Origin of the sequence: Lactococcus garvieae (genome assembly GCF_016027715.1) — a bacterium.
GTDB lineage: Bacteria > Bacillota > Bacilli > Lactobacillales > Streptococcaceae > Lactococcus > Lactococcus garvieae_A.
Genome location: NZ_CP065691.1, coordinates 1893399 through 1907325 on the forward strand (window position 1 = coordinate 1893399; position 13927 = coordinate 1907325).

At 31.8% G+C, this 13927-nt stretch carries 12 protein-coding genes; all 12 read left to right on the plus strand.

Going from position 1 to position 13927, the window contains the following annotated elements; translation table 11 throughout:
• Positions 1-8: 8 nt before the first annotated feature.
• Positions 9-1460 carry a DUF2142 domain-containing protein gene (locus I6G50_RS09505; protein ID WP_197908685.1) on the plus strand — a complete coding sequence of 484 codons (1452 nt, stop codon included), beginning with the start codon at positions 9-11 and terminating at the stop codon, positions 1458-1460.
• A gap of 94 nt (positions 1461-1554) precedes the next feature.
• The gene (locus tag I6G50_RS09510) at positions 1555-2292 is read left to right on the plus strand and encodes a glycosyltransferase family 2 protein (RefSeq protein WP_197908686.1); all 738 of its coding nucleotides are present in this window, start codon (positions 1555-1557) and stop codon (positions 2290-2292) included.
• Complete coding sequence (locus I6G50_RS09515; protein ID WP_197908687.1) at positions 2292-2651, plus strand: DUF2304 domain-containing protein; 360 nt, start codon at positions 2292-2294, stop codon at positions 2649-2651. The genes I6G50_RS09510 and I6G50_RS09515 overlap by 1 nt, the downstream gene beginning before the upstream one ends.
• Positions 2652-2719: 68 nt before the next feature.
• A complete protein-coding gene (locus I6G50_RS09520; RefSeq protein WP_197908688.1) occupies positions 2720-3517 on the plus strand; it encodes a glycosyltransferase in 798 nt (265 codons plus the stop codon).
• Positions 3518-3519: 2 nt separating this feature from the next.
• Positions 3520-4653 (plus strand): glycosyltransferase, encoded by a 1134-nt coding sequence (locus I6G50_RS09525; protein ID WP_197908689.1) that lies wholly within the window; start codon positions 3520-3522, stop codon positions 4651-4653.
• A gap of 21 nt (positions 4654-4674) precedes the next feature.
• Positions 4675-5685, plus strand: coding sequence for a stealth conserved region 3 domain-containing protein (locus I6G50_RS09530; RefSeq protein WP_232252356.1), 1011 nt, complete (start codon positions 4675-4677; stop codon positions 5683-5685).
• A 130-nt stretch (positions 5686-5815) separates the two neighbouring features.
• Positions 5816-6790, plus strand: a complete 975-nt coding sequence (locus I6G50_RS09535) for an alpha-1,2-fucosyltransferase (protein WP_197908690.1) — start codon at positions 5816-5818, stop codon at positions 6788-6790.
• A 14-nt stretch (positions 6791-6804) separates the two neighbouring features.
• Positions 6805-7875, plus strand: a complete 1071-nt coding sequence (locus I6G50_RS09540; RefSeq protein ID WP_197908691.1) for a glycosyltransferase family 2 protein — start codon at positions 6805-6807, stop codon at positions 7873-7875.
• Complete coding sequence (locus I6G50_RS09545) at positions 7872-9668, plus strand: hypothetical protein (RefSeq protein ID WP_197908692.1); 1797 nt, start codon at positions 7872-7874, stop codon at positions 9666-9668. Before I6G50_RS09540 ends, I6G50_RS09545 begins: the two co-directional genes overlap by 4 nt.
• Positions 9649-11025, plus strand: coding sequence for a DUF2142 domain-containing protein (locus I6G50_RS09550; protein WP_197908693.1), 1377 nt, complete (start codon positions 9649-9651; stop codon positions 11023-11025). The genes I6G50_RS09545 and I6G50_RS09550 overlap by 20 nt, the downstream gene beginning before the upstream one ends.
• Before the next feature lie 124 nt (positions 11026-11149).
• Entirely contained in the window at positions 11150-12022 is an 873-nt protein-coding gene (locus tag I6G50_RS09555) for a polysaccharide pyruvyl transferase family protein (RefSeq protein WP_197908694.1), read from the plus strand.
• 331 nt (positions 12023-12353) lie between these two features.
• Complete coding sequence (locus I6G50_RS09560) at positions 12354-13889, plus strand: lipopolysaccharide biosynthesis protein (RefSeq protein ID WP_197908695.1); 1536 nt, start codon at positions 12354-12356, stop codon at positions 13887-13889.
• Positions 13890-13927: the final 38 nt, after the last annotated feature.

The following is a 13927-nucleotide window of genomic DNA, read 5'->3' on the forward strand; positions in this document are numbered from 1 at the left end:
GAGGACCTATGAATACAGTAAATAAGCTATCCAATGGAAAATATAATGTAGAAAATATCTTCCTTATTTTTGCCCTGATATTCGGCTTGATAACCGTCTTTGTCCAACCTATTTTTTCAGCACCAGACGAGTTTGTCCACTTTAAGCGTGCCCATACTATTTTTCATGATGATACGGATGAGTTGTTTCAACAGGTTGATAAATTAACAGCAAGTATCCCTTATGAAGGTTCTGAGCTTAATGAAAGCGCCTTGAATTCCCCAGAATCAAGCTTTGCCTTTGAGTCAGCTTATAAAGATGGAAGTTTTGTGCAAAAATTCTTTAAAGATAAGGTGGCAAGTATAGGAACATTAGGGTGGAACCTAAACTTTTCTAGACTGGTCTGGTTGCCACAGGCTTTGGGGATTCTTATTGGTAGCTTCATCCATTCAAGCTTTGGAGTGATGATTATAGCTGGTCGGTTGATGAACCTTCTCGTATATGTTTTAGCAATTTATTTTGCAATCAAAAAAGCAAAAATTGGACAATGGGTTATGGCAGCAGTTGCTTTGCTGCCCATCAGTATTCAGCAGGCCGCATCACTTTCCTATGATGTCCTATATTATATAGCGATTTTTGCTTGTTTCTCTTTAATGAGTAATTTGTGGACACGTAAAGAAAAAATAGGATACAAATGGTATTTTTATCTCTTTTTCATAGCACTTCTTTTATTTATTCCTAAAGAAGCTGTGTTAGTTCTAGGAATTTACTTTTTGACATTGCCAATGCGTCTGTTCGGAGATAATAAGCTAACACGGTTGGTTGATAAATTTTGGAATTTCTGGGCTCGACATAAAAAAATAGCTTTACTAGCAATTATCGTTTTATTTTATGCCTTGTTTGTTTATGAATTCCGACAAGCAGGGGGGGCATTACGTGGTGTACAAATTATGTTTAATACTTTCTTCAGACCGGATTTCTACAATAATATGGATAGTGTCTTAGTCACAGGCATGATTGGTAATTTTGGGCAAATGACTTATCGGTTACCGGGATGGCTTGTAATTATTAACTTTATCTTCTTATTCATTCTGGGTCTCACAGAGAAAGAAGTGAAACTAGATCAACGAGTGGCAGTTTCTAGTGGTATAGCTTATACTTTAGTTGTGCTGATGACTGCTATTGCAATGTTTATGAGTTGGACTTTAAATCACCTACAGATTGCTGGTGCTTTGATAAGCTTGGGAAATCAAGGGCGCTATTATACACCATTTTTAATTATACTCGTACCTATTATGTTAACATTGAAAAAGTGGGTGAAAGTGGAAATAAATGAAGCCTTCAAAAGAAGAGTTTTTAAGCTGCTCATGTTATTTAATCTTTCCTTTTTTATAGTACTAACAATTTTATTTTACTATACCGCAGATCGAGGAGCCAACTTTTTACCTCACCTAATAATTTGGGCCAAAAATCTTATTTAATAAAGGATTGATAGACATTTGGGAGTTTGTTTTTCAACGAAATATAAGATATAATAAGTAAGATACGTTTTATGTAAATATTGTAAGGAATAAAATGAAGAAAAAAACTGAACAGAAAATATTATTGATAATTCCTGCTTATAATGAATCTGAAGGAATCGTTAGTGTAATTGAAACAGTTGAGAATTATAGACAAAGATGTGAGTATCAATTGGATTATATTGTAATTAACGATGGATCAACAGATAATGAAGAAGAAGTTCTCCGCGCTCATAATATCCACCATGTGGAGTTAATACAAAATTTAGGTATCGGAGGCGCTGTCCAAACTGGTTATATCTATGCTTTAGTAAATGATTATGATATTGCTATTCAATATGATGGAGATGGACAACACGATATTGAATCCCTACCAAATCTGGTTGAACCTATTTTGAGCGGAGAATCAGATTTTACAGTTGGGTCACGCTTTTTAGACGAGAGTAATTCAGAATTCAAGTCGTCTAAAGCCCGCCAGTTAGGTATTAAAATTTTGTCTTCGCTGATTTTTATGACCTCAAAATTTAGAATCAAAGATGTTACCAGTGGTTATCGAGCAGGAAATCGAAAAGTAATTGAACAGTTTACTAAACGGTACCCGAGACAGTATCCAGAACCAGAAAGTTATATGCATCTTTTCGCTAAAAATATACGTGTAAAGGAAGTTGGAGTACGTATGTTTGAAAGAACGACAGGCGTTTCCAGCATCAACTTACTCAAGGGAGCAAACTATATGATTAGTGTTTCTCTCGCGGTTTTAGTATCATCTTTGATTGGAAAGGAGAAAGGATAATGCCTACTCAATTACGGATTTTAGCGATTGTTTTATCTATTACTTTTTTCATCTATGTTATTCAGTTGATAAAAAAAGATAATGCTGAAATAAGACATATGCTTAAATGGTTTATTTTAGCACTTATCATCTTGTTTGGTGCACTCTTTCCTGATTTAGGAAGTAGCGTTGCCCATTTCTTGGGAATAAAGACTTTAACATCTCTATCTTTGTTTATACTCGTTGGTCTGCTTCTCTTAATATCTTTGAAGTATCAAATGTCACTTATTTCTGCAGAAAAACAGATTAAGAACCTGGTACAGGAAGTTTCATTATTAAAGAAGAAAGTGGAAGAAGCTGACACTTTGGATAAGAACTAAGGATCTTTTCATCAACCGGTTAGGCTGTTGTCTAGAGCAAACAGAGGAAAGGTTAGATTACACTACCCATGCAAGACAAACATTTTGCACACACTTTTGTTATTTGTGCATATCAAGATTCACCCTACTTAGAAAAGTGTATTGAGTCTTTGTTATCACAGTCTTCTGTGATAGAAAAAAAATCAAAAGTCATCTTATATACATCAACTCCGACAGAAACAATGTTCAATATCGCTGAAAAATACAATATTGAGCAATTTATTGGAAAAGGAGGAGGTATTGGTGCGGACTGGAATGGTGCCTTATCTTTTGTTGACACAAAATATGCTACTATTGCGCATCAGGATGATACTTATGAGCCAGAATACGGAGCAAAAGTTTTACAAGAATTTGAATCCAAAGAAGATTTGAACATTGTTTTTTCTGATTATTATGAAACAGATGAAAATGATCAGCTTAGAAAGAGAAACCTAAATCTAAAAGTGAAAACTTTAGGTCTACGTCTGCTTTCTCTCTTTAATAATAAGGCTTACCAAAGACGTGTTTATTCTTTTGGGAATTTTATTTGTTGCCCAGCTGTCTCTTATAATATGGACCGCCTTAGTAATTTCAAATTTAACGAATCACTGCGTATGGCTTTGGATTGGGACGCTTGGGAGCGCATTATGCGTCGCCCAGGTTTTATCAAATATATTCCAGAAAGATTAATGGCTCATCGTATACATAGTGATTCGGAAACAAGTGCTAATACGATTGATAAAAATAGAGAAAAAGAAGAATATGATATGTTTCGTCGATACTGGGGTGATAAAATGTCCCAGTTTCTTATGAAAATTTATGTGAATAATCAAAAAGGGAATATATAGTAATGAAGAAAGTAACTTTTGCTGTTGGAGATTTACGTATGGGTGGTTCTATGCGAGTACAGAGTGTAATTGCCAATAATTTAGATAAAGAGAAATATGATATTACCGTGTTTTCGATGAGAAAAGTTAAAAGTTATTTTCATTTAGATCCTGAGATAATATATTCTAAAAATGCAATAACCAATAATCAATTTAGAGGTATATTAGTAAAAACAGGTATTCAAAAATATATTTTGAGACAACCTGTTGATATGACAGTTGTACCAAATGCTAAAATGATAAACGATCTAGTCAAATACGTTAAAGATAATAGAATTGAAACACTAGTGCTAGTTGAACAATGGGCGGTAGTTGCTAAAGAGTTAAAAGAACAACTTCCAGCTACGAAATTGATTGCATGGCTGCATTTAAATGTGACAATATATGAATCGTTTTTATATGGTAAAAGTTATGCAAAATTAAAGAAAAGTTATGAGTATTGTGATTTAATATGTGTTTTAACTCAAGAAGATCGAGACACTTTAATTTCGAATGGGTTTGACAAAGTTAAAGTGATGCATAACCCACTGACAATTGAACAGCATAATGAGAAAGCAGATTTAGAGAGTAAGAAAATCAGTTTTGTAGGAAGAATTGATTACCACCATAAGGGCTTAGATTATTTGCTCGAAGTTGCTCAACAGATGAGTGATGAGTGGAGTATTGAGATTGCTGGGAAAGGGATGTTATTTGAAGAAAAACGTTTTTCCCGAGAAATCAAAAAAAAAGGCCTTGATAAAAAAATCCACTGGTATGGAGCAAAAACAGGAGAAGACTTAAAAAAACATTTCCAAGATAGTTCTATATTTATTAGCACAAGTCGTTTTGAAGGGTTTCCGTTAGTTTTTGCTGAAGCAATGAGCTTTGGCTTACCGGTATTGGCCATGAAAAATTCAGGATCAGAGGAAGTGCTGAACAAAGGAGAATATGGTATTTTAGTGGATCAAGGAGATACTTGTGACTTTACAAAAAAATTGAAACAACTTCAAGAGACAATGGATTTAAAAGTTAAATATGGAACACTTTCTAAGAAAAGATCAGAAATGTTTAGCATAGATAAAATTATTACTCTTTGGGAGGAAATACTTGATTACTAAAGTTAACTAGAGAGATAGATTATGAAAGAAAAGATAACAGATAAAATTGACTTCGTGGTAACTTATTTAGATGGTGCAGACGCGGAATGGATTAAAGAAAAAGCAAAGTATAGTGGGGAAGCTATAGAGAAAACCTTAAATTCAGAAGATAGGTTTAGAAATTTAGAAAATTTTCATTATTGGTTTAGAGCTGTTGAAAAATATGCACCGTGGGTCAATAAAATTCATTTAATAACATGGGGCCATGTACCAGAATGGTTAGATATTGAAAATCCAAAATTGAACATTGTAAACCATGAAGATTATATTGAAGATAAGTATCTTCCCACTTTCAATTCGAATGTTATTGAACTTAACTTAGATCAAATCGATGAGCTATCCGAGCAATTTGTTAACTTCAATGATGATATGTTTTTGTGTTCTGAAACGAGAGCTGAGGACTTTTTTTATCAAGGACAACCACGTTTGCAAATGATGTATATGCCTATTCAGGCTGTTGAAAAATTTAGCTCTGTTTTGTTTAATAATACTCTAGTCTTAAATCAATTGCCATACCCAAAGAAAGTGTTAAATAAAAAAATGTATTCAACAAAAAATGGCTTGTTTTCGGTTCTTTCGAATATTTACTTGACGCCATTGTTAAAGTATTTTGATAAATTTATGGGTTTCATGCCTGATCACTTACCTTATGCTCTTTCAAAAAGTTCAATGAAAGAACTAAAAACTAAAGCTACGGAACCTTTTAGGGAAACGAGTAATCATAAATTTAGAACAGTTAGTGATATCAATATCTGGTTATGCCAAGACTATCTTAGAGCAACGGGAAATTTTTACCCACGTAACTCTTTTAAATTTGGAAAACTTATAGAAGTGAAAAGAGGTGTAGATTATAGAAGTGCCCTTTTTTCCAAGTATAAAGTAGTGTGCATAAATGATTCCAACTGTGATATATCAGAATTTGTAGACGAAAAAAATACAATACTTAAGTTATTAGAAGAGAAATTTCCAGAGAAAAGTAAATTTGAAAAGTAAACGGAAGTAAAATCTATTATTGTGCTGGTTAGAATAAAGGCTTGTGAATTTTGTAAGAAAAGTGAATGTTTCTTAAAGATATGGGGAATTCTTCAAAAATTTAAAGAAAGTACATAGTATAGGAGAGAAGATGAAAAAAATTATATTGAATGCGAGTGGCCGCCTCGGTAATCAACTTTTTCAATATGGATTTGCTAAGAAAGTACAAAATAATCTGGGTGGAAAAATCCTAATCAATTTTAACGATATTGAAGCTAAAGATAAAGAGTTTCCTAATCAAAATTGGGAAGATAGTTTGAAAGGATTTCGAGTAGAATATGAAAAAATTTCTTTGCCTAAAAAGGAGTTTATAATTTCTTTTTTTTCTGTAAAACAAAAACTTTTAATATTAATTCACTTTATTTTAGTTCGAACAATATTTAAAGCGGAAAATTTCAAAACATATGAAAATTTGAATACTCTTAGTAAAAAATATGCTAATTTTTTGTATAGGAATGCCTTATATATGTTTCCTATATTATCAGGAGCTTATGCGCCTTCTACAAAGGATGAAGCTTTTTTAAATGGAAAGTTTGAAGTTGCTCATTATTTTGAAGAAGTTTCTGATGAATTAAAAGCAGAGATCGTACCTAAAGCACCTCCTCTAGAACAAAATATACCTTTTTTAAATATTATTGGAAGTAGCCAAAGTGTTTGTATAACTATTCGTAGAGGTGACTATCTCTCTGATAAAAACAGTACGAATTTTTTTCATTGTGATGAAAAATACTTTGATAAGGGAATTAAGATTATAAAAAGTAAAGTTAAGAATCCGGTTTTCTTTTTCTTTAGCGATGATCTTGATTATGCCAGAGAATTTGCACAGGCATATTTAAGTAAAAATGATAAATATTATATAGAATTACCCGGAAATCCAATATGGGAAAAATTAAGAATAATGAGTGCATGTAAGCACTTCATTATTTCTAATTCTACTTTTTCTTGGTGGGCACAGTTCTTAGGTAAAAATCCAGATAAAATTGTTATTGGTCCAAAAACTTGGTTTCCGCCAAAATCCGAGTATAATGGGGATGCTCTATTACAAGATACTTGGATAAAGATTTAAGGTGAGAAGGTATTATGCTTATGTTAATGGAACAGGAAGATTTATTAGTTTCGGTAATTATACCTTGCTATAATGTGGAAAATTTTGTTGAAGTTTCTCTTAAGAGTGTATTAAAGCAAACTTACCGTAACTTAGAGATTATTATTATTAATGATGGGAGTACAGATAGGACTTTAGAAATTCTAGAAGAATTTAAAAGACTAGATTCACGTATTAGCTTAATATCACAAGAGAATAAGGGACAGAGTGTTGCAAGAAATAAAGGAATTTCCTTAGCCAGTGGTAAATACTTGTGTTTTATTGATAGTGATGATTTTATACAACAAGACATGATTGAAGTTCTACTTACACAAGCATTAAAAGAAGGCTCCGATATTATAAGTTGTGGAGTAAGACGTTATAATTTGAAGAAAGATTCTACTACTTATTTTCCATTGTATACAGAAAGTGCCCTCATACAAATCAATAGTTATACACAGGATAATGTTATGGGAGCTTTCTTAAAAGGAGAGGGATTTAATAGAGGGCCAGTTGCGACTTTGTATTGTTCTAGTTTATTTGATGGTATTCGTTTTGAGACAGGTAGATTGCACGAGGATAATTTTTTCAACTATCAGATGTTTTCCAAAGCTCAAAAAGCCACAGCAATTGCTTATGATGCTTACTTTTATGTTGATAATTTTAGCAGTTCTACAAAATCGAAATTCACTTTGAGGCATATTGATAAGATAACTGAAGAGCAAAAGATTTTAAAGGAAGTCTTGAAACATTACCCTCACTATAAGAATGTAGAAAAAAATAACCTTGCTGTACGCTATTGTTGGGTATTTACAAAATTATTTAGAGATAGCACAATAAGAGAATTATTACATGGTAAGGTTAGATATAATATAGAAGAAATAAAAAAGTATTATAAAGAAGACGAAAAAGAATTTTTTAAAAGTGGGGGGGTATCTTTAAAATGGAGATTTTTACTAAAGGGGTTTACCAAATTACCAGCGTTACTTTTGTTACCATTCTATAAAATAATAACATCAATTTTAAAGTTATTCAGTAAACTGAAAAGATTAAAGGATAAAAAATGAAGCGAATAAAGATATCTATATTTTTCATATTTGTCTTTGGATTAATTGGTATTTTTAGTACTAATGTATCAGCAAATAGCAAACTAGTCAATAATGTAAAACTAGTTGTGAGTAATAATGGACAACCGGTCTATAACACACTTTTTACAGCAAGAAGTTTAGAACCTGCTTATAATAAAATTAAGACAGGGGAAATAACAGATGAAGATATGAATTCAGTTGCGTGGAAAAATTTGGAATCTGGTAATGTTGATATTTCTAAAAAATTCAACATTGGTAAAGGAAATGTACATTCACATAGTGAAACTATTGATATTTTGGAAGACTTGGTTAAAGAAGGCGGAAATGGTATTGCATTAATTAATTCTTTTAACGAACCTGTACCATCCTATGCATTTCATTGGCCAGGAAACTCTTCTAGAAGATTTACAAATAATCAGGGAATAGCAGAAGCAAATATTCCTAGGGGGCTTGTAGGTATTTTTAGTTCAAGTAGTAATACCAGTCTTTTGAAAATAGTAAATGTTACTAATGATACTAAAGAAATTAACTTGGATAAGGTTAATAGTTCAGATATTATACATGGTGAAATTACTAACTTCACGAATGAGAACCAATTTAATAACAGACAATATGTGGTTGAATATGGTCAAGAGATAGTTTATAAATTAACGTTAAAGAAAGAGTTTCTCACTGCTTCCACAACAATCGATATTCATCCACAATCTAATCTTATTATTGACAGTATCTCTATTCCCTATACTAAAAATAGTATATTTTCAGAACAACCAACGCCACAAAGCTTTGGTGTAACCCCAAATACCTCCTTTAGTAATGAAGCGATGCTGTCCCAGATGACCCAAGACATTCAGACAAATTTATATAATGGAACAACTGATCGCTATAATATCCCGATAATAGATAATCAAACTGATATTACAATTGAAATAAAAGCGCACATTGATCCAAACGTTAAATTTTCTACAAAAGTTTACGGCATATCAGCTAACATTCCTGAGAGTCAAGTGGATATAACTATAGGTGGAGAAAACATTCACCCTAATACAAGTTTCTTCATGAATATCACGGCAAACAATGGCGAGCAGAGTGTTGATTACGCCATGCCAGTTGTTCGAACTAGTGGTGCAAATTTTGTTACAGTAAAATCTTCAGAAAAAAAACTAGTAAGTGGATATAGCTACTTTCTTGGCTATAAAGATAATGAAAAAAATTATATTTATTCTGATACGGGTTGGAAACAAGTAGAGGGTAGCCTAACTGATTTAAATAATTCTCAATACCGTGTGTTTTCAGGAGGTAAGATTTATTATTTAGGAAGTGGATTTTCTATGGACATACCTTTAACATCAAATTTATTTAGTTTCAACGAAGAAGAAAACATTTTAGCTAATCAGTCTTTAATTAAGTTTATAGGATTGGGGCAGGGGAGGAAGTATTTTCTCTATAGTACGAACTCACCTAAGGACAGTTTGAATGTGAAAGAAGAAATACCATTTGAAGTTTCAAGTACAGATTATCTTACCCCTTCTGGAAATTTATCTACACGCTCAACTATTGGTTTTGCTAAAAGTCAAGACTTTAATATTAATAATCAAATTCCTGATTATAGTGCGGGAAATATAGAATATCAAGCCATTTCAGTAGATGGCTCTAAAAAGAGTGATGCAAGTAGACGTATTATTACTTTTGTAATAATAAGTATCCTTTTAATTGGAACTTTTGGTGTAATCTTAGTAAGATTGGGAGACAAGAATGATGAAAAATATTATTGAAAATAAAATTTCTAAAATTTATTTAATACTTGCTCTCACTTTTGGCGTGATTATTTCTTTAGCGATGCCGTTTTTCAATGAGCCTGATGGGCAGTATCATTTTATGGTTTCTAGCGCTATAACGCGTCACACAGTAGATATATCACGTTATGGAGAGCCTAAGGTAGGTACAGGTATGAATATGCAAAAAAATTCATATCAAAACGGCAAAAGGTTCGAAAAATATTATTTGACAAAAGCAACAATTATGTCACCTTTACAATCTCCTAGAGGTTTAGATTTAGATAATAAGTTAAGCTATAATTACCTTGGACATATTATTCCCGCAATCGGAATATGGATTGGGCATAGAGTCTATTCCTCTTTAGGGGTCATGATTACATTTGGTCGTTTATTCTCGATGTTCGTTTATACTATGGCTATGTATTTCATTATAAAAAAAGTTAAATTTGGAAAATTGACTTTCATGTTGGTTAGTTTAAGCCCTGTGATTATGAACCAATTTTCTAGTCTTTCTTATGATGGCCTAGGATATATTGTTACGGCTGCGATAGTTGCGCTTGCAATAAATACAATTGCGGAGAAAAGTTTTGATAAGCGTTCACTTTTGTATATGTTTATTTTAGCTGTCAGTTCAATCTTTTTAATTAAGCCTAATTTATTGCTAGCCAATTTACTTTTTCCTGTAGCATTAGTTTATGTGAAGCTCGAAGAAAACAAGCAAGAAGCGTTATTGCATAGTCTAAGCAGAAAGAGAAAATTTAATCCAAAGTTCAGTTTAATTAAGAAGTATAAATATTTATTTATAGGAGCAGGTGCTATTTTTGCTTTCCTGGCTGTACTTCATATGGCATCATCGAGTGGAGGACTCCTTGAAGTAATGGCTAGAATCTGGATGTCACTAACGTTCCAATTCTTTAATACAATGAGTACAACGAATGTTATTAACCTTCTGGTGGCCCCTTATCCTGGCTTTAATTATATGCCCCCTTGGCTTATAGGATTATGGTTTGGGTTATTATTCATAGGACTTTTAGTTGATAAGAAAGTATACAAATCTAAGTTTATTAGTTTAAGCAGTCTCGGGATCATTGTTCTAGGTGTTGTTTCAGTTTATTATGGATTTTTGTACTCCGGAAGCTTAGTCTCGAGCTTCGGAGTTAGGTTTGGTATTCAGGGAGTTCAGGGAAGATATTCTACACCTTTACTACTTATACTTCCCTTAGTATTTAGTAATGAGAAAATTAAGTTAAAGGTCTTAGGTTATCATAAAGTAGTATTGTTAATGATTTTTGCAGTTGTTATATCAAATTTTCTACTAGTATTTAACACTTTATGGGCAATGATTTATGTATGAAATTATAATAGTAATGCGGGGCCCTTTTATGTATGAAATTGCTAAAAACATCAAAACATGATAGAATATGTACTTCAAATTATCTCGAAAATAGAAATTGATCGAAACAAGATTAGAATCAAATATGAAAGAGGCTAAAAAGATGAAGAAAAGTGTGAAATTGTTTTATTTTGCTAATAATAATATGGGGGATGAGCTCAGTAAAATTATTGTGGAAGAATTATTTAACTTAGAAGTTGAAAGAGAAAGACCCATTTTTTCAGATATGTTTGCTATAGGAAGTATTTTAGGAGGAATGGTTTTTAGTAAAAAATCTCCTTTTTTAGGGGTAGCAAAAACTATTTTGGGTTTTTTTGATAGAAAGCCTCTCTATATATGGGGAACAGGATTTATAACTGACCAGATTGAAGGCCCCTTCTTTTATAGAAAGAATATTAGGTTTAACGCTTTACGTGGTAAATTATCACATCAAAAGGTAGAAAAAATATTAGGGAAAAGTATCGATCCCGTGTATGGAGATGCTGGTATTTTGGCATCTAAATTAATAGTAGATAAGTCTAAAATCACTAAAAAGTATAAGTGGGGAATTATTCCACATTATGTAGACAAAGAGCATTTAGCGGTAAAAAATTTAGAAAAAAATTTAGAAAAATCGTTTGTAATTGATGTTATGCTTCCCCCTAAAGAAGTTATCCAACAAATTGCGGAATGTGATTATATTTTATCAAGTAGTATGCATGGTTTAATTATTGCAGATTCTTTTAATATCCCTAATCATCATATTTTAATATCTGACAAAGTTATTGGTGACAATTTTAAGTTTAAAGATTATTATTCTGCTTTTGGGTTAGAGCATTCGTTCACAAATGTTGCTAAAGATGACCATGTTATATTTTCAGATGAATTCATGAAAGAAAAATATAAAATAACAGAAAAAATGGTAGAAAAAATGAAGAAGGATATGGAAGATGCTTTTCCACAACAACTTATTTTATAAAAAAGTTACAATTTACGAGAGAAAGGTATAGTTAAAAAATATATCATCTGAGTTAGATAATGTTACCTTGAAAGATAACATTAATAAGGTAATTAAGTTTTATTTAGGATACTTAGCCTTAGAGTATTCACGAGATGAAGTTATCAGATTTAAACTTACCAATAAATATTATAATTTACAATTTATGATTGTGGACGATAATTCTAATCAAGTGAAGAAACACGTTTCCTTATAGATATCGATATCGACAAAATTTTATTTTGAGTTTATCAAATTGAGGTTTGTAGAATAAGCTTAGAGGGTAGAAATAACCAAAGAATAGAGAGTAAAAATGCAAATGAGTGAAATGTCAGCTAATAGGCAAATGATGATAAATCTCTTCGCGACGTTAATGGTTTTTATAGCAAATGCTTTAATTAATTTTTTGCTATCTCCTTTTATCGTTCGTGAATTAGGAGTAGAAGCAAATGGTTTTGTGCAATTAGCTACAAATTTTGTGTCTTATATTGCCATTATTATGTCAGCAATGAATTCCATGTCTTCCAGATTTATGACAATAGCTTACCATGAGAAAAAAATAGATAAGATGCGAGAATATTACACGTCTACTTTTATTGGGAATAATGCTTTGATATTGCTTCTATTAGTCCCAGTTTTGTTTGGGATTTATTTCTTAGATAGTATTATACAGATATCACCAGAATTAGTCATCCAAGTGAAATTACTCTTTCTAATGGTATTTTTAAATTATTTTGTATCAATGGCAACACCAAATTGGGATATATCATTTTTTGTTACTAATAAAGTGTATATGCGTTCAATTGGTAATATGATATCATATATTGTACGAGCCTTTGTTATTGTAGTCATGTTTGCTTTCCTCCCTCCTAAAGTCTGGTATGTGGGAGTGTCTGCGATTATGGCTACACTTGTGCTACAAGTTTGGTTTTTATTTGGAATGAAAAAAGAGCTCCCTTTTTTAAAATTAAATAAAAAGTTCATTAAACTTGGAGCACTAAAAGATTTAGTTTCAAGTGGCATCTGGAACTCTATTAATCAACTTGGTTTTGTTCTTTCAAACGGTTTGGACTTACTACTTACAAATCTATTCATTAGTGGAGAAATGATGGGTATCGTTTCTTTAGCAAAAATAGTTCCTGCTATTATTGGAGGATTACAAAATACTGTTTCAACAACTTTTACCCCTCAATTAACAATTCTTTACTCCCAAGGTAAGGTTGAGGAGATGATTAAAGAAATATATAAAGCAAGTAAGGTCACTCTAATCGTTATTGGGCTTCCTTTAACAGGTTTTATTGCATTTGGTGAACCATTTTTCAAATTGTGGCTCCCTGGACAAGATGCTTTACAACTTCAAGTCCTTTCATTTCTTACAATGGTAAATTTGGCTGTTATTAATGGGAGTCAACCCCTGTGGCAAATTTTTGCGGTGGTTAATAAAAATAAGCCAGATGCTTTAAGTGTAATTTATAGTGGTATTGCCAGTGTTGTTATTACATTCATTATCCTGGAAACAACAGATTTAGGAGCATATGCTATAGTGGCAATTAGCTCAATAATCAGTATTTTAAGATACTTAATATTTGTAATCCCTTACTCAGCCAAGTATTTAGGTTTAAAGTGGACTACCTTTTACCCTTTAATTGGATACGCTTTACTAACATTAGCTTTGAATCTTGGAATAGGAAAAGTAATTAATATGTTTTTAAAAATAAATAATTGGCTTAATTTATCAGGCGCGGTTTTAGTATTTTCGATAGTTAGTGGAATCCTTACAACCATCATTGTACTTAATAAAAATGAACGTAAAGCGACTTGGAATGCTATAATATCAAGAATCCATTAAAAATATATAAAAAAGATATCATAATTGATATCTTTTTT